This is a genomic window from Rhodopirellula bahusiensis, from assembly GCF_002727185.1.
GTDB classification, from domain to species: Bacteria; Planctomycetota; Planctomycetia; order Pirellulales; family Pirellulaceae; genus Rhodopirellula; species Rhodopirellula bahusiensis.
In genome coordinates this window covers 122064-142595 of the sequence record NZ_NIZW01000004.1, presented here as the reverse complement: position 1 = coordinate 142595, position 20532 = coordinate 122064, and the positions used below count along the sequence as shown (strand labels likewise).

The window sequence follows — 20532 nt, the reverse complement described above, 5'->3', positions numbered from 1 at the left end:
ATGAATTAACATGTGCCAATGTAATGACACAGATCGGGCGGCGTCAAGCTTTTTCATTCACCTTCGAATAAATCTTTCAAATCCAGGATGGCGGCGGGTTGGATTGATGGTGAAGTTGAGTCACCGATTTTGAAACTTGCGAGTTGGGTGTAACGGCTTCTGGTTGGGGCACGCATCACATGCAATTGTTGGTTCGGTACGTTGACGACCCAGTGCACGGAGAGTCCCGCCTCGGCGTACAAGTTTGCCGTTTCGCTGAGGTCGTATTGCAAGCTTGAATCGGACACCTCCATCGCGAGAACGGCGTCGCTGAACGCTCGCATTCCGGGGAGGGTAGTGCGCGCCTTTTCCTATGCTCGGCCCTCACCCTCGCGTACGCCTGAACGGCGTCGCTCGACCTCTCCCCAAACTTCGTTTCGGGAGAGGTACGCCGTGTGTAAATTTGCCGAGAAGCGGCACTTACAAACTGCACGACCTCTGCGTTCAGGAGGGTGAATTCAATCTCGCGAGCACGGCACTTGAAAACTGCATCGTCTCTGCCTCGGGCGGGGTTCTGCAAAGGATTGCCGGATTGGCACTTTAGCGGGCGGATTCGAGTTCGTCGTTTTTCAGCTAAGCTATTCGAAACGGACAACACGCTTCTCTCTGAAAACTCTTGATGCTGCCGCACTCCGAATATGTTGAACAAGCGTATTTGTTCGACTTGCTACGACAACGCATCGCCGAGCAAACTCCGATGCAGGAGTTGCTTGAGCAGTTGCGGCACGAATTGCTCGCGACGACTCGGTTGCCGATGGCGATCGAGTTCATGCTCACGGAACTTCGGCACACTGGATTGATGGGCCCGGCGATGGAGCGACTGTCGCACTATTTCTCGCCGTTTCAAACCTATCTGATCAACGAATCGGAAGAGGAAGCCGGTCGGTTCACCATTCATTTGGCACTTCAGATTCTGCAGGCCGATGCGAAGTTGAGGTCTCAGTTCAGTGAGCAATTGGAAGCGGCTGAGTCGGGTGTGTCGCCCGCTGCTCAGGCCAATTCGCATCAGCGTGGACCGGCCACTCCGGAAGCGATCCTTCAGCACAGTCGTTGTGGTTTTTTCTTCTTCCAGTTCGAAACGCTTTCGCGAAACCGGTTGGGGTACGACGCCGGATTGTTGGCGATGAGCCAGGATCCGGTCTATGACACGGCGTGGTCGCAGTGGTTGTTGAGCTTGCGAGCCCAAGTGGGCTTGGTCGATTTGGCCGACTTGCTGTTTCTAGGCAGCGACGAGTATCGACGTCGCTTGAAGGAGGCTGATCAAGACGTCAGCCAGAAAGGGCCGTTCCTGTTTGGCGAAAAGGAAGGACGCATCGCTTTGGCGAACCGGCGGAAAGATCCGGTGTACTTGTTTGGTGCGATGCAGCGGCACCTTGGTTACCCGCCCGTTCCTCGTCCCGTTCGTGTGACGGAAGATCGCGACACAATCCCGCAACTGCTCCGACGTATCGAACGTTTGGAGTCACGTTTGAAACTGATGGAGCAAGAACAGAAGCAAGAACTTGATATCAGCAAGTTTTATGAGAAGCCGAGCTGAGTCTGTTCTGCTGTCGTGGTGAAACTCAATCGGGCGGAGCCGATTGGCGACATTGGTTTGGGGAATGCTAGAGCTTGATCCAGCGGCTTTCGTCGGCGTCACTGCGTCGAAGAGCGTCAAGCACTTGTTGGGTTTTGACGGCGATGTCAGATGAACGAGCTTCGATCCGGCCGTGCAGGACTTCATCGGCGAAGTGTCGGAACATTCGGACTTCTTGCGAATCCGCTTCACCGCTGGCGTGTTCGGTGACACCGTGTTGTCGAGTGTGTTTGCCAAAGTTCCAGCGACAGTTGTCGATGAACAGTTCGTGTTGGTGCGTTTCCCAGGCAGTTTCTGATCCGTTGAATGGCAACACGAAGTCGTTCAGCGTCGCGTAGCCGCGGTTGCCCGACAGCGTTGCGGTTTGTTGATTGACGGAAAAGAACGAGCAGAAGAATCCTGCGGTCAGGCCGTCGTCGAATCGCATTTCACCTTGGAACTCACCCGGCACGCGACCCTCGTCGAGACGCACGGTTGATTGACCACTGACGGCAACAGGCAATCGGTCGCCTGCGGCCCAGAGGGTGAATCGAATGCAATACCACCCGAGGTCACCAAGTGCGCCGTGTGGTTCGAGTTCGGCGTTGGCGCGGATGTTGGCTTCTTCGAATGAGTCATCGCCGCAAAACGAAAAGTGGGTTTGGATTCGTTTCAGATCGCCGAACGCGACCGGATCAGTCAGCGTGTGTTTGAGCTCGGGCAGTCGGCTGGAGTGATCAAACATCACGCCATCCATGAGATTCACCCCGGCGTCGCGGCACGCATCTGCCATCTCAATGGCGTCGTCGGCGTGGACCGCGAAAGGTTTTTCGGCGATCACGTGTTTCCCCGCCGCGGCAGCGGCGAGCACCCATTGCTTTCGATGCGTCGTCGGAACGGCGATGTAAACGGCGTCGATGTCATCGCGATCCAACATCGTTTGGTAGTCGCCGATCGCTTCGGGGCGAGTCAACTCAGCGGAGCCATCGGATTTGGTGATCACTGGCGGGCATTCCAGAGAGCAATCGTGGATGAATGCTTCGGCTCGTCCGACGTCACGGCTGGCGACAGCTGCGACGACTCCGTTTCCGCTCATTCGGATGGCTTTCCAGTTCTTGCGAGCGATGTTTGCGGCGCCCAGGATTCCCCAGCGGCAGATTGACTTCGTCATGTTGAGATACGTGATGGTTGAGAGGGGATCAATTGTTTTCGGACAAGTCGGCTGGCAAGGTGTCGTTGATGTCCAGCTCGTTGATCGTTTCGGATTGCTTGGAGACTTGTGGGCCGTCGTCATCAGACTGGGCAGCGGCTGGTTGCGTTCGAGGGGCGCCACCCACGGCATCTTCGGTGCGCTGGATGATGACCAGACACATGTCGTCGAACTGCACCGCGGTGCCCATGTGTTCAAATGCTTGGCGAACGATTTCGCCTTTGACCGTCTTTGCCAAAGGTTCGTCTTCGTCTTCCGATTCGGTCGCTTCACGCACGATTTTTCGAAGAGGATCGGTTCCCCATTCGTCTTCTTGCAAATTCAATGCTTCGCTGAACCCATCGGTGTACATCACCGCCAGATCTCCCGCATGCATCGGGACGGTGGTCACCGCGTACTCCATGCCCTCATCGATTGCGATTGGCAGGCCCGAGTCTTCGTCTCCAGGTTCACTGATTTCTCCAGTGGAGGCATCGCGAACAATCGGAGGCATGTGGCCCGCGTTGACGATCTTCAGCTCGTTGGACTTCGGATCGATCACGACCAAGAGATAGGTCACGAAGCGCTGGACTTCCAAGGCACTCATGCGATCGTTCAGTCGCTCCACCGCTCGTGCTAGGTCGGGTTCACTGGCGAGGCAAAATCGTGTCTCGGCGGAAAGCTTGGCCATGTACATCGCGGCGGCAACTCCGTGCCCGACCACATCGGCCACCACGACTGCCAAACGACCATCGGGCAAGTCAACGTAATCGAAGTAATCTCCGCCGATGTGGTTGGCGGCCTGGTAGAAGCTTTCGAGGTGATAAGTCGGAACGGTGGGGGCGTGAGCGGGCAGGAAAGCTTGCTGGACTTCGGTGGCAAGTTTGAGGTCTTGTTCGACTTCCATTTGACGAAGTGCTTGCTCGTGCATGCGAGCGTTGTTCAAAACCACGCTGGACTGCGCGGCGATACCGGTCAGCAAGTCGATGTCTTCGTCGCGAAATTGGCCTCGGCCTTGGGTTGAATCAATTTGCAGAGCACCAATGGCTTTGCCGTCTTCGTCATGCAACGGTGCGCACATCATCGAGCGAATCGAAAAATCCGCGATCGATTCACTGCTGTCGAATCGGCTGTCGTCCATGGCATCGAGCGACAGAATCGTGTGGCCGGTTTCCATCGTTTGACGGATGATCGTTCGACTGATGCGAATCGTTTCGGTGTCGTCGGTTTTGTTTCGAAGTTGGACCCAGCGAGGAACCAGTGATCCATCGGCCGTTTCCATGACCACAAATCCGCGGTCGGCCGACGGGAAGATCTGAAACAGGCTGGACAGGACCTTCGGCAAAACATCGTCGACCGAAATGGCACCGGTCAGGTTGCTGTTGATCGCGATCAAGGCGGCCAGTTTGGCTTCCGCCGTCGCCGACATTTTCAACCCGTCGTCGCCGGACCGGAATTCGACTTTGGGGCCGGTGATCTGTTTCGCGTGAGTCTCATCGACCATCAGGATCCCAAAGTTGGATCCGTCGAAGGTCATCTCGCCGCTACCGCTTCCGGTGGCAAAACCAGGTGCTTCGTCGCCGTGGAAAACCAGCACGACTTCGCTGATTCGGATTCGGTCGCCTTCGGACAACACGTGCGGTCGCGAAAGCAGTTGGCCGTTGACGAAGGTTCCGTTTCGGCTGCCAGCGTCGTCGACCTCGAACTCATTGCCTTTCTTGGTGATTTTCGCGTGATAGCGACTGACCGCCCCCGCATCGACCACGATGTCGCAATCGGGATGTCTGCCCACCTGCATTTCATCTCGGTCCAACTGGAAGGTGCCCGAAGGATTGCCGTCGATGGAAGAGGTGAGATGGGCCATGAGATCGTGGGTGGAAGGCGGGCACGGCTCGCGAGAAATCGCAATTTCACAAAAGCAGCAGCGGGCGGATCAATGATGCAATGGATCGTTGTCCGTCGCGACGGGTTAGTGTAGCCACTTCAACCAGAACCCAAAACGAGGCGTCTTCATGGAAGCAGTTCAGCAGCGAAACGATTCGCCAACGACAAATGTGTGCTTTCGATCGCCGCTTCCGTGGTTCCTTGCTGGCTCGCGTTCATCGCTTCAATTCGATGTCGTGTGAACGCCCCGGTTCGATTGTGATCGCTTGATGATAAATCGATTGAACACGATAGCCACCGTTTCCGAGCGGCACTGGCTTGGCCTGAACCAACACGGAATACGTGCCAGAGGGAAGATGTGAGAAAACAATTGGAGTCCCATCCGCTAGCTTTTTTGATTCACTCTCGAAAGCCAAATCGACCGCGTTTTGGCCGCTGACGTAGTTCTCCGCTTCCAACGTGACAGAGTCTGCGGTCGGCCAATCGTCCAGGTCGAGGTCGATCGTTAGGCTGGCGGGGGCCTCCGCAGGAATGACCAGATCAGTGAGTTCTAAATCGGAAAATATTCGCATGTTCGAATACCGCTGCGGCATCAAATTGGGGCCTGAGTAGAAAAGCTCTAGCCAAGGTGTTTCTTTTCGAACGCCTTTGAATTCGAACCGGCCTTCGGCATCACTGGACGTTTTCAATAACTGCAAGCATTGATCTCGGTTCTCGATGTTGTCGCGGCGCAGTAGTCCCCAATGATAGTATCGCCAACCCTGCATCCGCCCATTGATCGGCTGCGGGATTGCACCGCCGACCAGCAGTCGCACCGACGCACCCACAATCGGGTTCCCGTCGGCGTCGACCAACTGGCCGGCAACGGTTTGAAGGTCTTCCGCACGTGTGCGTTTCAGCGGAACGTCCAACACTTCGGCCGTATTGGCGGATTGAACCTCGACTCGTTCCAGAGTGTTGGTCTCATAACCGTCTGCGGAAACGATCAGTTTGTATGGCGTGCCGGGAGTCTTTCCTTCGAGGCGAAACTCCTTTTGAGTGCCTTGGATGTTTTCGCCCTGCTGTGTCAGTCGCGTTGAAATGCCGCCAGAGCGAGGGTCACCTGCGCGTCGGTCTTCGCTGAACCCGAGTTTGACATTGAAGCTTGCGATGGGGGCTTTGGTTTCCGCATCCACCGCGCGGGCGATCAAGATGCCTGCCGCTTGCAATTGAAGTTCGAACTCTTCGTCGATGACTTGAACCAGAAGGCCACGAACCGGAGCACACTGTTTGGGAGTGGAAACGGTCAGTGTGGTTTGAGATGCCAATCCGCGAATTTCGTATTTGCCATCGGCGTCGGTCTCCACTCGGCCGCCCAATCCGTTGAACGGGTTTTCACCGCCGTCGTAGTAAACCCTCAGCTTGGAGGCGGGCTCACCACTGGGAAGGATCACCCTTCCGCGAAGCGTCTTGCCGGGCTGAAGGTTGACTGTGATTTCTGATGGCGTATCAATGCTTCCCGGATCGATGCTCCTCTGCACGGCGATGTAGCCGTCGGCCTTGACCGAAACCTGACATCCCGCGTAGCCGCTGAACAAGTCTTGCAGCAAGCAAACGCCCTGCTCATCAGTCTCGCCCGATCGAACATCGGCTGTGCTGTTGCCGCGATTGGTCAGTTTCGCGGCCCTCATCGGTTGATCATTTTCGTCGAGGACAGTGACGCGGACGTCGCTACCATAAGGACGTTTCAGCAGTTGGAAGTCCGCTTGTGTTGATGCTTCCGCCGAAGCAACCGCGCACTCGTGGCTTGCACGCAGATACGCGTCCTTGGTCGCGGACAGGCGAAATGTTTTTCCGACGGGCAAGCCCTCGAAAGAAAATTCGCCGGCCTCATTGGTGACGGTTGATCCATAACTGGGGTCCATTCCACGAGATGCGGCAACGATGGAAACCTTTGCGTCGGCAACCGGTTGCTCGTCTCCGTCCCGCAAGACACCGGTCAATTTGCCACCAGGATTTAGGTCAAACCGAATCGGCAGAACGGTGCCGAGTTCTTGCTTGGACGTCTTCAGAAACTGCGTGGCATAACCATCGGCTTTCGCGATGAAATACCAATCGGATACCGAAAGGTTTCGCGGCTTCGCCACGCCGTCTTTGCCGGTGGTGTACTCGCGAACGATGTCCGTCCAGCCAAACGAAATTTTCGCGTTCGGGATCGGTTGTTTGGTTTCCGAGTCATGCACCGCCACGTCATAGCCGCAGCCAGGATGCAGTTTCAATTCGATGTCGCTGGCATCGCTCGGTGGTTCCGTTTCCACTTGGACGACGACGCCTCGCAATTTTTCTTGCAAGGTTGTGAGCTGATCCGTCTCTGCCCAGACGCGATACCGGCCCGTTGGGACATCGTTGAATTGAAACGTCCCATCGGATTTTGTTTGGGTGGTCAGCGGTTTAGTTGGCAAGCGGAACGAACCTCCGTTGCTTTCCAATAGAAAGACAATCGCTTCTGCGGAAGGATTGCTATCTGGCAACAAGACTTTGCCCGCAACCGTCGAACCGCTGGCAAGCGTCGGAGGTTTAGCGGCGGGGTCCTGTGCTTGGGTGGGTGCTAAGCAAATGCTTGTCAAGCACGCGAACATGAACCACACGTGACTTGTGCAGATCTTTGTGTTTCCACGACACATGGCTGACCTTGATTTTGACAGTGGACGAACGCGAAGGATCGTCACTGGTTTTATCGACCCCAGTCTTGGGATGCAAATATTGGTCAGTCGAGATGCATGCCAACGAAAAAAACGCCCTTCATGCGAGCGGGTTCGCATGAAGGGCGTCGAGGCGGGGTGGCACAAAGGCCCTTCTGAGTCGGTCTTAGACCAACTCCTTCTTTGCTCCGACGAGGGTTCGCAAACGTTCTGCCAACAAGTGGGCGTCGAACGGTTTTTTGAACGTTTCGTTGATGCTGCTGCGATCGAAGCTCATTGGTTGGCCATCATCTGGCAGCAACGCAATCAACACGATATCGGTGAAATCGATGTTCTTTCGCAGGTTTTGGCAAATTTGAACCGCTTCGATTTTACCGATCGAAAAGTCCACGATGATGCAGTCTGGATTGAAGCTTTCGGCTTGAATGCCGGCTTCAAATCCGCTGGCTGCAACAGCGACTTTGAACGATTTCTCGGGTGGCAATTCACGCTTCAGGTTCTCGATGAGAACTTGGTCCTGGGCGACGATCAGGCACTTTGCCATCGCTTCGTCTTCCAGGTCGCCCAAGGGCATACCATGCTCTTTCAAGAATTTGATCAAATACTCCCGCGGGATCCGTCGATCTTGCGATCCAGGAATGCGGTAGCCTTTCAAACGCCCCGAATCGAACCATTTACTAACAGTTCGTGGGGCAACTTTACAGATCTTGGCGACCTGTCCAGTTGTGAAGACCTTCATACTAGGTGCTCCAAAACGCCTCGTTGATTCTTCCCTTGGAACAATGGTGCGTCGGTAACCATTGCCCCTGTGGCCCTTCTTTCGCTCTCCGTTCTCATCCGCACGCTCTCAACGAAAAATGCTCGTTGGGAACCAATCTATTCACGGTGGGTCGTGCTTTGATTGATGGTGGTTGAGGTTGTCAAACGCTGGGTCTGGGCCTGCCGGCTCGCGTCCTGCTGAACGCTTTCCGATTCGGGATTCTCGCGATGAAAATGTAATGAGTCTGTTCAAACGACTGCATGGGTGTGCAATCGGCGGGAAGAACATAGAAAGCCCTCAAGTGACACTCGGCCCAGCGTTCCGCAACATCGCACCCGTTTCATTCCTCGAAACGTCCTCCTGACGCTTCGGTTCATGCAATACGGTTTTGTTGGTGCGGAACGATCGGCTGAGATCGCCCGTTGACAGTGCTAGGAATCACCATTGCGATCGTGGCTCGTCATCTTGACGAACCTTTCCCGCGGCGGTGAGACACCAAAGCACCTTTCCCAGAATTCCCCCCTGGGTGTCCGGAAGCGTTTCAGCCGAAGCTAAAACACTCCCTTCCGAGACATAGTGTCGAGTAAATCCGGGTCAACTCTTTAATGTGATTCATCGCGAACAATCACTATCAGCGAATCGACTGCTCGAATCACGTGTTTTGCTTGTCAACATCAAACAACATTGCCAAAAAAACTTTCCCAAATCTTTTTGATTGGATGCCGGAGGTAACGATTTGGTTCCCCACGCCCACCCGCGTTGGGATGCGGAGGCGGTCGCTTGTGACGGAATCATCGTGCGAGGCGGCAGGATGATGTCTGTGCGGCGATCTCGCCCGCCGGAGAGGTGCGATTGAGGCAGACGGCGTCGATTACGCACCCGGCTTTGGTTGTGCTCATGTGCGAGGCGGCTAAAGTTGCACGGCGCCCAAGCTGACTCGCGCCGAATCGATGACGCGTCGGCAGTTCAATGGTCGCTTCATCTCCTCGCCATCGCTATTTCATCTCTGTCATGAAACCCGAACCACGCTCGACCCATTTCAATGCTGCGGGTGAAGTCCACATGGTCGACGTGACCGGCAAGGACATCACCGTTCGCGAGGCGGTTGCATCGTCGATGATTCGCATGTCGGCCGAAGCCGCGGAATCGATCAAGCGGGGAGATTCCAAGAAAGGCGATGTCTTGGCCGTGGCTCGGTTGGCAGGAATTTCTGGCGCGAAGTGGACCTCGCATTTGATTCCGCTGTGTCACGCGATTCCGATCGAAGCGGTGTCCATCGACTTCGATTGGATGGAGACAGCCGAGTCTGCGGAATTTCAAGGATCTTCCGCTTGGACGCTGCGATGCATCGCCACGGCTCGAACCACCGGAAAGACCGGAATCGAAATGGAAGCGATGACGGCGGCCAGTACCGCTGCTCTGACCGTGTACGACATGCTGAAGTCAATTGACCGCGAGATGGTGATCCACCAGGTGCGACTGGAATCGAAGTCGGGTGGGAAGAGCGGCGTCTTCCTCCGCGAGTCCTCTGAGTGAGATTCGGCCTTTTGACGTTTCGGGTGGTGATTCGAGGTTGTCCTTGGCCCCGGCGTTCGGTTTAAGTCGTACTGGGGTATTCATAAATGCCCTGTCGCCAGATGATTGGCGTTTGTTTGTCTTTTTTCAGTTTCACTGGTCGCCTCATGGATCGGTCTGTGGTCCCTCCGTCTTCGAAGTCCGCTTTCTCCAAACGAGCGGTGGATTCCGACTCTTCCGCTGCTTCGTCGGATGCGGCTTCCAGTGCGCCCGCGACCTCGGGCGATTCCAGTCCGCTGCGTTCGATCTACGCACCGATTTTGGAGTCTTTGGCCGCCGTCGATGCCCGTTTGCACCGCGAATTGCAGTCACGCTACGAAGCGTTGGTGCCGGTTCTGCGGCACGGGACTCAGCTGGGTGGAAAACGATTGCGTCCGGCACTGCTACTGCTTTCCGGAGCAGCCATGCACGCCGATCGGACCGCGAAAAATCCGTTGACGACCGAGGAATCCGCGACCACGGAAGATCATGTGGTGATGGCGACGGTGGTCGAGATGGTTCACACCGCGACGTTGATTCACGATGACGTGTTGGACAAAGCGACGACTCGCCGGCATGTCCCAACCATCAACGCTCGCTGGAATGACGACACCAGCATTCTGCTGGGTGACTATCTGTTTGCCCAGAGTTTTTATCTCGCGGCGACGCTGCCTTCGACGCTCGCCTGTCGATTGGTTGGGCAAGCGGCGCAAAAGGTGTGCGAGGGTGAGCTTCGTCAGGTTCTCGGCCGCGATTGGCTGGATATCGACGAGGAAACCTACCTCGATATCATTCGCGGCAAGACAGCCGAACTGACGCGAGTCTCTTGTCAGATCGGTGCGGATCTCAGCGGCGGCGACGAAGGTCAAGTCGAAGCGTTCGCTCGGTTTGGCAACGACCTTGGAATCGCTTTCCAAATCGCGGATGACTTTCTCGATTTGTGGGGCGACGATGACAACGTTGGCAAAACGCTCGGAACTGATCTGCAACAAGGCAAGATCACGTTGCCGTTGATTCGGCTGCTACGCCATGACGACAACGCTGTGGCGATGGCTGCCTTGGATGCGTTGCGATTGCCGCCCGAAGATCGTTTGGGTCGCGTGATGCCACTTCTGCGAAAGAGCGATGCGGCAGAATACACTCGCAAAGTTGCCGAGTCGTATCGCCGAAGTGCGATCGAAGCGATCAGCGGATTCGCACCTTCATCGGCACTGGAGTCGCTGAAGACGATCGCCGATTTCGCAGTCGATCGCCGATTTTAGATCTGGCGGGTTGCCGGAAAGCGAGGTGTGCATGTCATCTCCGCTTTTGATTCGTGACGAGGCAGCGAGTTGCTGATTTCTGGAAAGCGAGCGTTCAGCGAGCAATCAGAGAAATTCCGAGGGAGGGCAGTTCACGCCGCTTCCCATACCCGGCCCTCACCTCGCGTGCGCCTGAACGGCGTCGCTCAACCTCTCCCCAAATGCGTTTCAGATGTGGTGCGCCGTGTGGAAAACCCGCCAAAAGGCGGCACCTGAAAACGGCACTGCCTGTTTAGCCGTCGAAGCGGCTGAGGCACAGTGTCACGTTTTGGCCACCGAAGCCGAAGCTGTTGTTCAGTGCGTGGGTGATCTTGGCAGGGCGTGCTTCGTTGGGCACGTAATCCAAATCGCAATCTGGATCAGGTGTTTCCTGGTTGATCGTCGGTGGCAACACGGAGTCGCGAATCGCCATCAGGCACACGATCATCTCGGTCACGCCCGCGGCAGCGATCAAGTGACCCATCATGCTTTTGGTGCTGCTCACAGGAGTTTGTTCGGCGTTGTCACCAAATACTTCGCGGCAGGCTTTCGTCTCGACGCGGTCGTTGACCTTGGTGCTGGTTCCGTGAGCGTTGACGTAACCGATGTCGGACGGGTTGAGTCCCGCGTCGGCGATCGCCATTCGCATCGACGCGATTCCGCCGTGGCCGTCTGGTGGAATGTCAGTGATGCGATAAGCATCAGCGGTTGTGCCATAGCCAGCGACTTCGCCGTAGATCGTTGCGCCGCGTTTTTTGGCGGATTCGAGTTCTTCGAGGATGACCATCGCGGAGCCTTCGCCCAACACGAAACCGTTTCGGCCCGCGTCGAATGGACGGCTGGCTTTGGTTGGATCGTCGTTGCTTTCGCTCAGGGCGGTGAGCAAGTTGAATCCGGTCACACCGAAGGGGTGAATCATGCTGTGTGTTCCGCCGGCCAACATCGCATCGGCTTCGCCGCGACGGATGATCTCGGTGGCTTCGCCGACTGCTTGGCTGCTGGCCGCACAGGCGGTCAAGCAGTTGAAGTTGGGGCCTTGGGCGTTGAAGCGTGCGGCAAGGTGAGCCGCGGGCATGTTCGGTTCTTGTTCCAGCTCTTTCGCGGGATCGAGCAAGCTCAAACCGGAAGCGATGAACTTGGTTGGGTCATAGGTGCCATCTTCGAGCGCGGCCACCATCATTCTGCTGAACGTGTTGAAGTCTTGGTTGCCTTCACCACTGCCAAGATAAACGCCCAAGCGTGTCGGATCTTTCATTGACGAAAGGACGCCGCTGTCCTTCATCGCTTGCGTGGCAGCGGCGATGGCGAACTGGGTGTGACGACCGCGTTGAACGTGTTTTTCGCCGTCTTCAACCGCTTTGGTGATGTCCCAATTCTTGATTTCCGCACTGATTCGCGTGGGGAAACCGCTGGCGTTGAACAGCGTCGTGGGCGCAACGCCACTGCCGCTTTCTTGAAGGCCAGACCAAACGGTGGCGACATCCCAACCCATGGGGTTGATCATACCGATTCCGGTGACGACGACTCGGCGACGCGACGACATGGACGTTTACAGATTTTCGTGAAAAGGAATCGGTTCCCCGTCGGCCGTGACGGCGACGTGGAAGAAGTTCATCATCCGCATCATGGCCAGCAAATCGCCGGGGTTGAAGAGCGGTCCGTCGATCAAATGACCTTCTTCTAGGAAGGCAAACATCAGGTCAACTTCGGCTTGCAGTTCCCCATCGCAGTGGCTGGTGCCGGTGACGGTCGCGCCGCTGTCCTGGGTGCGTTCCAGTTTGACATGGTACTGCAATGAGTCGCCAGGTCGCGCCGGTGCATAGTACTTCGCGCTGCCGACCTTCGCCAAAACGACCCGTTTGGTGAAGCCGAACTTCTCGTGTACCAGGATCCCGCCCAATTGAGCGAGACCCTCGATGATGAGAGTTGGCGGAAGCATCGTGTAGCCGAGGCAGTAATCGTCAACGACCTCTTCGTCCAAGGCGACATTCTTGACGCCGGACGCATGAGAACCGCTCACAAATTCGGTGAAGCGATCCACCCAAAACCATCGCATGGCAGGCTGCCTTCGGTTGTTACGCGGATGCTTACTGGTTGACTTTGCTGTTGACGTAATTGCACAAGTCGCCAACGGTCAGCAAGTTGCCGAAGTCTTGAACCCGTGGGTTTTCTTGGAACTTCGACAGGTCGGCCCAAGGCATCCGTTTCTTCAGTTCGGCCATTCCGTCGGCGGTGACAACACCGTCTTGAACGTATTGGCTGTTCGTCAGGATGTCTTCTGGCGACAGTTCTTCGCGAGGGATTTGGATGTCGAAAGCTTTTTCGAGCTTGAACACGATGTCCAGGAAGTCGATTGATTCGGCGCCGAGATCGCCCACCAAAGTGGCATCGCGAGTGGTTTCGTCGTCGTCGACACCCAATGCGTCAACGAGAGCTTCTTGGACTTTGGTGAAAATTTCGTCTTCTGAGAGCGCCATCGTGCGTTCCTAATCCTAAGTGTGTTTCAAACAGAGTGAGGGGTCATGGTCGGCGATATGTTCTCGCCGGGACGACGCAGGGCCATCGCGGCGGGGGAGTCGCTGAACAGGGAAAAAAATTGCTCGCGAGAGAGTCGTTGAACGTCAGCGTCGGTACCAAGATGTTCTGGGTCGCCACTAGAGCAGCTCTCGAGGACCAAACGGGCCGAAACAGTCGTCCGGTCGCCTTTGCGAGCCTTGGCTTTGACAGTTGTCACTGCACCGTCGCGTTTGAATATCTCCGCTTCCACCGTCAGCGTCTCACCAGGCGACAAGAAGTCACCAAACTTGACGCTCTTGGCTTCGCGAAGAAGCACCAAGGCGGAATCAAACTCGGGTGACATTCGGATCAACCACACAGCGGCTTGATGCAAAGCTTCCAGCATCATCACGCCGGGCATGACGGGGAACCGCGGGAAATGATCGGCCAGGTATTCTTCGTTTGCCGCCAAAGTTCGTTCGCCGACCAAGCGTTGGCCGGGCGTCAGTTCGGTAATTCGGTCGATTTGGCGGTATTTCATGCCGCGTAACTTAGTACCCCGCCCAGAACGCCTCAACCACAGAATCACTACAGAATGGCACCCAAACGCACGATTCGGCCAAATTTGTCTCCGCCGGGGCTCACATCCGGGTGCTGGTGCCCTTGGTGAGGGCCATGAAGGCGGATTCCAGATCGAGTTCTTCCTCCGCGAATCGCTTCAATCCGATGCCGTTTTCGATTAGCAGTTTGGGCAATTCGCTGTAGTCATCGGTGTCGCTGTTCAAGATCACTCGCACCGCGTCGTCGCCGGGCTGAGTCGATTGGACCAGCGGATGCCCCTCGAAGAGCTCCGCGATGCGAGCCATTTGTTCGCGTTGGCTGGGTTGGATGATCAGCACCGTGTGTTCGCGAACCATGCGAATCACCTCGGTCACGCGAGCGTTCTGTTTGAGTTCTCCGCGGTCGATGATGCCGACTTTGTTACACACGTCGGCGAGTTCCGGCAGAATGTGACTGCTGACGATCACGGTTTTGCCCATTTCGCCCAGCCGCCGAAGCAGGTTCCGCATTTCAATTCGGGCTCGCGGGTCCAAACCTGAAAGGGGCTCGTCCAGCAGCAGGACTTGAGGATCGTGCAGCAGCGTTCGCGCCAGACCCAGACGTTGCGTTTGTCCACGAGAAAGCGTGTTGGCGTAGGCGTCACGTTTGAAGTCCAAGTCGACGACTTCTAGCATCTCATTGACGCGTTTGCGGCGATCTTCTCCCCCGATCCGGTACGCCGCGGCGAAAAATTCGAGGTACTCGACCACGGTCATGTCGTCGTACACACCGAAGAAGTCGGGCATGTAGCCGACCAGTCGCCGGATCTCTTTGGGTTGAGTGTGGACACTGTGGCCGCACACGTAGGCTTCGCCCCAGCTCGGTTCCAACAGCGTGGCGATGATCCGCATCGTTGTCGTTTTGCCAGCACCGTTGGGGCCGATGAAACCGAACAAATCGCCCGCTTCCAGGTCCAAATCGATGGCGCGGATCGCGAATGCGTCGCCGTATTTTTTCGTCAGGTCAACTGTCTTGATCACGAGCCGGCACGATGCAGAACAAGGGAAACAAACGGGGGAATTCGATCAACGCCGGACTTCTTCGACCGGCAAAACCAAACGAACGTAAGAATTGGATTGTTCGGAGGTTGCCAACGAGCGGGTCGCTTCGGGGGAGCTTTCTGCGTCGGCCGATTCGGTCGTCACAACCAACTCGGACCAAGGCGTTTTGCAGCGTCCGACCAGGATGCAACGATCGACGGTCAGCAAGGAACTGAAATCCAAGTGGCCGAGCACTTCGTTGCGAAGCACGGTGTATCGCGGGCCGCCGACGGCGTTGTGGAACATCAGCATTTCGGCCAAGCGACGCGGTTGATCAACGACACTCACGTCCCAGGACTCGCCCTCGGAATTGCTTTCCAACGCTCGTTGTCGAGACAATTGCCAGCGAAAGTTCTTTTGACGCAGTGAGTCGACTTCGTCAATTTTCGAACCAGCGGGCAAGCGAGTCGGAAGCAGGTAAACCCAGTTTTGATAAATCAGCATGCCGTCGAGCAAGTCGACCGGCAGCGTATTGACGAGCTCGCCATTGAGCAGCTCGCTGCCACGCCGGCGTTTGAGCGTTTGCTCGGGCAGATCCGTGGAGAACTGAGTCTGCAACGCGAACGATTTGCTGCTTCGCGGAGACAATCGCATGCCATCAATCTGGCTGCTCAGTGGTGACTCCGGGTCGGTTTGCTTCAGCGACACACCGCATGATTTACCGGACGATTCAATTTGGATGCCGCCCATCGCGAGGCTGGGGGTGCCGAACGGTGCCAGGACTTGATGATGGAACTTGTCTGCGACGGCTTTCGTTTCTGGCGTGGTTCGCGTCGCAATTTGAACTCGATTGGATGGGTGCGAGTAAATGAACGACCATCGGAACAAGCGGCCAAAGCCAGACTGCGCGTCGATGTCGACGAACTCAATCGAGTTGGTCCGAAGCAACGCGTCGTCCGCCTCCGAATGGCTGGCCTCGGAAGCGTCCGTTCGTTCCGTGCTCACTGACTTGCGAGGCTGGGCCGCCATCCAAAGTCCGATCGACAGAGCGACGGAGACGGTTGGGAAAGTCAGCCAGCCGATCCAGCTCTTCTGATTGAATTTTCGCATCAACAGGTAGTCGAGTGGTCCGACCAGAGCAATCAAAACGCCGATGATCACCGCGAGAACCGCGAAACTGAACGGTCGTTTGAGTTCAAACCGATCCAGGGTCGCTCGGGTTTGGCCGGCCAAGTCCGCGAATCCACTGAGCCGAATGCTTTCGCTGACGTTGTCTTCGTCCGCGTGCCGCAGCGAGTCGCCAATCAGCAACGTGACCAGGTCCATCCGCTGAGGCCAATCAGCGAAATCGGCGGACTCGAGATCCGCAGCCAGCACAGTGATGTGGCCAAACCCGGACACATATCGAACCGCGAAGGGCTGGCTGACGCGCCGGCTGGTACGGCCCGAGATCAGCATTTCGCCAACGCCATCACGGCCGAATGTCTTGGGGAGTTGCAGGCCTTCGAAGGTGGGCAATCGAGTTTGGCTGCTGGTGAAGGTTTCCAATCCGGAAGGATCGAGCTTTGTGACCTGGGCGGATGCGACCGAATCAGGAAGCAGCTCCGCCAACCAATCGGCTGTTTGCAGAAGCGTCTCAGCTTGTCCACCTAGAGTCACCAAGACTTGTCCACCGTTGCGGACCCAATGCGACAAGGCCGTACGCTGCGGTGAACTCAATTCGTTCAGGATTGGAATGCCAGCCGCGTTGACGACCATCAAGTCGATGCCATCCAAGGCCAAGGCGTGATCGGGGACGGCGGCCGATTCTTGGATGTGAGTCACCGCGACCGAGGCTTCTCGATTGAGCAGTTCATTCACGCCGATATTGTCGATGGCCAAAGTGTCGCCAAAGACCATCACCCATGGCATTCCCAGCGGGATCATCGAGGCTCCATTTGCCGGGACGCCGCGTTCGGGCAAACGGGTGCGTGCAAGAACTCGATCGCCCGATCGAATGATGATCGGTGCCGCTTCACTGCCGGGAATCGCGAGAGCAAAAGGCGAATCATCCGACAGGTCGGGTTGTTCGTAGGTGACCACCGCCCCGTCGCCATCCAACGTTTCGATGACCAAATCGCTGAGTTGCTCGACCGGGACCGCATCGCCAAAGGTTGATTCACCGGCAGCGGTTTTCAGCCGAATCGCGGTCCATTGGCCAGGACGATAGTGACCCTGGATACCAGCCCAAGTCGCCTGGACGCTTGGAGAGGCGGGATCTTGGGCATGGGCAAGCGTGCCCTGATGGATCCAACCGATCCAGGCAATCGCAGCCGCGAAAAGAACCGCGATCAAGTGATTTGGCTTGCCGGCGAGATATCCGGCAAGATCAATGTGCTGGGGTGAGTTCCGGCTGCTCATGGTTTCTCACTCAAGCTGCACTCACACTCGAATCGTCTGCAGCCGGGGCAACCGTTGCCGTATTTATTCGACAGAGCTTCCGCCAGATCGATGTCGGCGACGTTTGCGATCGTGAACAACCAAGCGATCACGTCGGCGAATTCTTCGGCCAAGTTCTCTCGGTCGTCCCCCCGTAGGGCGGAGGCCAGTTCCCCGACTTCTTCCATCAGCCACATGAATGTGCCATCCACTCCGCGAGCGACGTCTTTGTCGTAATACATGCGGTGGATGTGCTTTTGCAGATCCGCGATCGAGAGATCTTTGCTGGGAGACGTCATGCAGAGGTCGGGCAGAGAAGGCGGAATTCGGCGGAGCCGAGCGGGAGATTTGGATTCGAGATTGCGGATCAGGCTAATTTGAAGCTTCAAACACGCAAAAAATCTGGGTTCGATCGATTCAGATGATAGGCCAATTCGGCTGGGACGCGTATTCTAGCGAGCCGAATCGGAACCGCGAGGCACCTTGGCATGCCTCCCTCTTGTGTCACGCTGTCCTCTTCCGTTCCGCCAAACTTCGGCACACTTTCAACCAGTCGCATGGAATCCACTTCCAAATCCGAAGTTCTCCCAACGCCTCCCGCCAAAACGGCGAACCATCCACCGGCCAAGCTGAACTCGTATCCGTTCTACAGCCCGCGTTTCTGGCATGGGATGCGGCCATCCGCATGGTGGCGTCTGCTGCGCAGCGGCAACTTCGAAATCAGTCCTTCGCGAATTCCGTTGGTGATCAGTGTTTCGCTGACGACCTTCATCAACACGTTGTTGACGTGGCTGCAAAAGCTTTTGTTCGCGCGGCGGTTGCGAGAAGCTGAGTTGCACGGCCCTCCGGTATTCATCGTCGGTCACTGGAGAAGCGGAACGACGCTGCTGCACGAACTGATGGTTCGCGATGAACGATTCAGCAGTCCGTCGACATTCCAGTGCTTCGCACCTTCCCATTTCCTGCTGACGCAGTGGTTCTTCCGGAAATTCGCGGGTTGGTTGCTGCCGGGCAAACGTCCGATGGACAACATGGACGCGGGGTGGGATCGGCCTCAGGAAGACGAATTCGCGTTGATGAATCTGGGGCTGCCCTCTCCCTACCGCCGTATCGCGTTCCCGCGGCAGAACCAGGTCGATATGGAGTACCTGGATCTGAATGACATCTCGCACGAAGATCGCGAAACTTGGTTGTCGACTCTGCGTTCGTTTCTATTGCGTGTCAGCGTTTCGACGAATCGTCCGCTGGTGATCAAAAGTCCAACGCACACCGGCCGCATCGGTCATTTGGCTCGGGCATTTCCACAAGCGAAATTTGTGCACATCACCCGCGACCCGCGTTCGTTGTTTCCGAGCACTTGCCGGTTGTGGCGAAGCTTGGATGACGTGCAGTCGCTGCAGACCAGCACGGAAGAAGGGCTCGATGAGTACGTGCTGACTTGTTTGTCGAAGATGTACGATTCGTTCCATGCCGATCGGCCAGAGATTGATGAGCACCACATCATCGACATTCGATACGAAGACTTGATCGCCGATCCCGTGGTCACGCTCCGAACGATTTATGAGTCGTTGCGTCTGAGCGATTTCGACACGGTCAGCAAGGACATCCAAGATTGGGCCGACAACGAACACCGGCAGTACAAAACCAACACGCACCAATTGGATCCGGAACAAGAAAAGCTCTTGTTGGATCGCTGGAGCGACTATTTTGATCGGTACGGATACCGTTGATTTTTCCTTGAGTTCACTGAATCGTTTGGACAAAAGATGAACCGAATTTTTGCTCGCTGGTCCTTCTTGGCGGCCTGTTTGTTGGCCATGGTGGTTGTTTCCGGATGTTCGTCGTCGACCGCACCTGAATCGGCAGACAACAAAGCGGAGTCGACGACCGGCAAGGTTTCCGCAACAGAAGAGTTGCCGCCGAAGTCACCGGAAGCCTCGTTCGATCCGCCCGTGTTTGAAGCCGACGCGGAAAAGTTGTTGGCCAGTCGTTTGCCGATCGAGCGAACCGAACAGGGTTGGATTCGATTGTTCGACGGGCACACTTTGTTCGGTTGGGCCATTGGTGGCAAAGCCAACTTCCGAGTCGAAGACGAAGCCATCGTTGCCGACCAAGGTGAGAACTGTCTGCTGACAACCTCGACGCTGTGGAGCGACTACGAATTGGAATTGCAGTTTCAGTGCGACGAAGAAACGAACTCAGGCGTGTTTGTGCGCACAACACTGGATCCGCAAGACGTCAAAACGGATTGCTATGAGGTCAATATCGCACCGGAGTCAAACCCGTTTCCAACCGGTGGCGTGGTTCAACGAGACAAAGGGGAAACCTTTGACACCGATCCGGAAAAATGGCACACGATGAATGTGTTGTGCGACGGTGCGACCTTGCGAGTGACGATCGATGGCACTGTGACTTGCGAATTGGACGACGCCACTCAGCCCACCGCCGGTTACATCGGATTGCAACATCGCACCGGCCGGGTCGCATTCAAAAACATTCAATTGCGGCCGCTGGGACTGACGAACTTGCTGGCCGATGGATTGGAGGGCTGGACCGTTCGCGAAGGCATGGAGGGCGAGTACCGCATCAACGATGAGGGCCAATTGGTTGTCGATGGTGGCAAGCAGCAGCTTGAGTCAAACGCTGTGTACGGCGACTTTGTGATGTTGGCCGAGTACAAAATGGATGATCCAAAGTCGAACTCGGGCTTGTTCTTTCGTGCCATTCCGGGCGACGAAATGATGGGCTACGAATGCCAAGTCAGCAATGAATTGATTGACGGGAACCCATTGCAACCTGCCGATTGTGGTGCTGGCGGAATCTTTCGGCGCCAGGATGCTCGCGTGGTCGCGGGTGAACCGGAGCGATGGAATTCGATCTTGCTGGTCGCAGAAGGCAGTCACTTCGCGACTTGGGTCAACGGTTTGCAAGTGACCGATGTCGTTGATACACGCGAAGCGGATGAAAACCCGCGAAGAGGACTTCGTCTGGAACCGGGTTCGATCATCGTGCAAGGCCATGACAAAACCACGCTAGCCACCTATCGCCAAATCGCCGTCACCAAGGCCGCAGCAGAAGGCGGTGAGTAGACGTGGC

17 protein-coding genes are annotated in these 20532 nt (G+C 56.3%); 5 read left to right on the top strand and 12 right to left on the bottom strand.

Annotated features, from left to right (window positions below):
- Positions 1-53: 53 nt before the first annotated feature.
- Positions 54-323, bottom strand: a complete 270-nt coding sequence (locus CEE69_RS07255; protein WP_099260050.1) for a Uma2 family endonuclease — start codon at positions 321-323, stop codon at positions 54-56.
- A 335-nt stretch (positions 324-658) separates the two neighbouring features.
- Between CEE69_RS07255 and CEE69_RS07245 the strand changes: the two genes are divergently transcribed.
- Positions 659-1576 carry a hypothetical protein gene (locus CEE69_RS07245; protein WP_099260048.1) on the top strand — a complete coding sequence of 306 codons (918 nt, stop codon included), beginning with the start codon at positions 659-661 and terminating at the stop codon, positions 1574-1576.
- 67 nt (positions 1577-1643) lie between these two features.
- Here CEE69_RS07245 and CEE69_RS07240 read toward each other — a convergent pair whose 3' ends face one another.
- The 4 genes from CEE69_RS07240 to CEE69_RS07225 form a co-directional block, all read right to left on the bottom strand.
- Positions 1644-2765 (bottom strand): Gfo/Idh/MocA family protein, encoded by a 1122-nt coding sequence (locus CEE69_RS07240; RefSeq protein ID WP_099260047.1) that lies wholly within the window; start codon positions 2763-2765, stop codon positions 1644-1646.
- Between the two features lie 28 nt (positions 2766-2793).
- Positions 2794-4647 (bottom strand): SpoIIE family protein phosphatase, encoded by a 1854-nt coding sequence (locus CEE69_RS07235; RefSeq protein WP_099260046.1) that lies wholly within the window; start codon positions 4645-4647, stop codon positions 2794-2796.
- A 235-nt stretch (positions 4648-4882) separates the two neighbouring features.
- The gene (locus CEE69_RS07230; RefSeq protein ID WP_158230980.1) at positions 4883-7273 is read right to left on the bottom strand and encodes a carboxypeptidase regulatory-like domain-containing protein; all 2391 of its coding nucleotides are present in this window, start codon (positions 7271-7273) and stop codon (positions 4883-4885) included.
- 241 nt (positions 7274-7514) lie between these two features.
- On the bottom strand, positions 7515-8087 hold the full coding sequence (locus tag CEE69_RS07225) for a helix-turn-helix domain-containing protein (RefSeq protein WP_007329551.1): 573 nt from the start codon (positions 8085-8087) through the stop codon (positions 7515-7517).
- 1032 nt (positions 8088-9119) lie between these two features.
- Between CEE69_RS07225 and moaC the strand changes: the two genes are divergently transcribed.
- Both moaC and CEE69_RS07210 read left to right on the top strand, forming a co-directional pair.
- On the top strand, positions 9120-9644 hold the full coding sequence (gene moaC / locus CEE69_RS07215; RefSeq protein ID WP_099260166.1) for a cyclic pyranopterin monophosphate synthase MoaC: 525 nt from the start codon (positions 9120-9122) through the stop codon (positions 9642-9644).
- 299 nt (positions 9645-9943) lie between these two features.
- Entirely contained in the window at positions 9944-10924 is a 981-nt protein-coding gene (locus tag CEE69_RS07210; protein WP_099260165.1) for a polyprenyl synthetase family protein, read from the top strand.
- 271 nt (positions 10925-11195) lie between these two features.
- On the opposite strand, the gene CEE69_RS07205 is transcribed toward CEE69_RS07210, so the two are convergent.
- The 7 genes from CEE69_RS07205 to CEE69_RS07175 all read right to left on the bottom strand — a co-directional run bounded on the left by CEE69_RS07205 (position 11196) and on the right by CEE69_RS07175 (position 17735).
- Positions 11196-12485: a beta-ketoacyl-[acyl-carrier-protein] synthase family protein gene (locus CEE69_RS07205; protein WP_099260044.1), complete on the bottom strand. Its 1290-nt coding sequence runs from the start codon at positions 12483-12485 to the stop codon at positions 11196-11198.
- A 6-nt stretch (positions 12486-12491) separates the two neighbouring features.
- On the bottom strand, positions 12492-12998 hold the full coding sequence (locus CEE69_RS07200) for a 3-hydroxyacyl-ACP dehydratase FabZ family protein (RefSeq protein WP_008660545.1): 507 nt from the start codon (positions 12996-12998) through the stop codon (positions 12492-12494).
- 31 nt (positions 12999-13029) lie between these two features.
- Entirely contained in the window at positions 13030-13419 is a 390-nt protein-coding gene (locus CEE69_RS07195; RefSeq protein ID WP_099260043.1) for an acyl carrier protein, read from the bottom strand.
- 26 nt (positions 13420-13445) lie between these two features.
- On the bottom strand, positions 13446-13979 hold the full coding sequence (locus CEE69_RS07190) for a 3-hydroxyacyl-ACP dehydratase FabZ family protein (RefSeq protein WP_099260042.1): 534 nt from the start codon (positions 13977-13979) through the stop codon (positions 13446-13448).
- 100 nt (positions 13980-14079) lie between these two features.
- The gene (locus CEE69_RS07185; RefSeq protein WP_099260041.1) at positions 14080-15018 is read right to left on the bottom strand and encodes an ABC transporter ATP-binding protein; all 939 of its coding nucleotides are present in this window, start codon (positions 15016-15018) and stop codon (positions 14080-14082) included.
- A gap of 45 nt (positions 15019-15063) precedes the next feature.
- Positions 15064-17418 carry a hypothetical protein gene (locus tag CEE69_RS07180; RefSeq protein WP_099260040.1) on the bottom strand — a complete coding sequence of 785 codons (2355 nt, stop codon included), beginning with the start codon at positions 17416-17418 and terminating at the stop codon, positions 15064-15066.
- Positions 17415-17735, bottom strand: a complete 321-nt coding sequence (locus CEE69_RS07175; protein ID WP_099260164.1) for a MazG nucleotide pyrophosphohydrolase domain-containing protein — start codon at positions 17733-17735, stop codon at positions 17415-17417. Before CEE69_RS07175 ends, CEE69_RS07180 begins: the two co-directional genes overlap by 4 nt.
- A gap of 189 nt (positions 17736-17924) precedes the next feature.
- Between CEE69_RS07175 and CEE69_RS07170 the strand changes: the two genes are divergently transcribed.
- Together CEE69_RS07170 and CEE69_RS07165 are read left to right on the top strand one after the other, a co-directional pair.
- On the top strand, positions 17925-19166 hold the full coding sequence (locus CEE69_RS07170; protein ID WP_233214934.1) for a sulfotransferase family protein: 1242 nt from the start codon (positions 17925-17927) through the stop codon (positions 19164-19166).
- A gap of 36 nt (positions 19167-19202) precedes the next feature.
- On the top strand, positions 19203-20525 hold the full coding sequence (locus tag CEE69_RS07165) for a 3-keto-disaccharide hydrolase (protein ID WP_099260038.1): 1323 nt from the start codon (positions 19203-19205) through the stop codon (positions 20523-20525).
- The last annotated feature ends 7 nt before the right edge of the window (positions 20526-20532 follow it).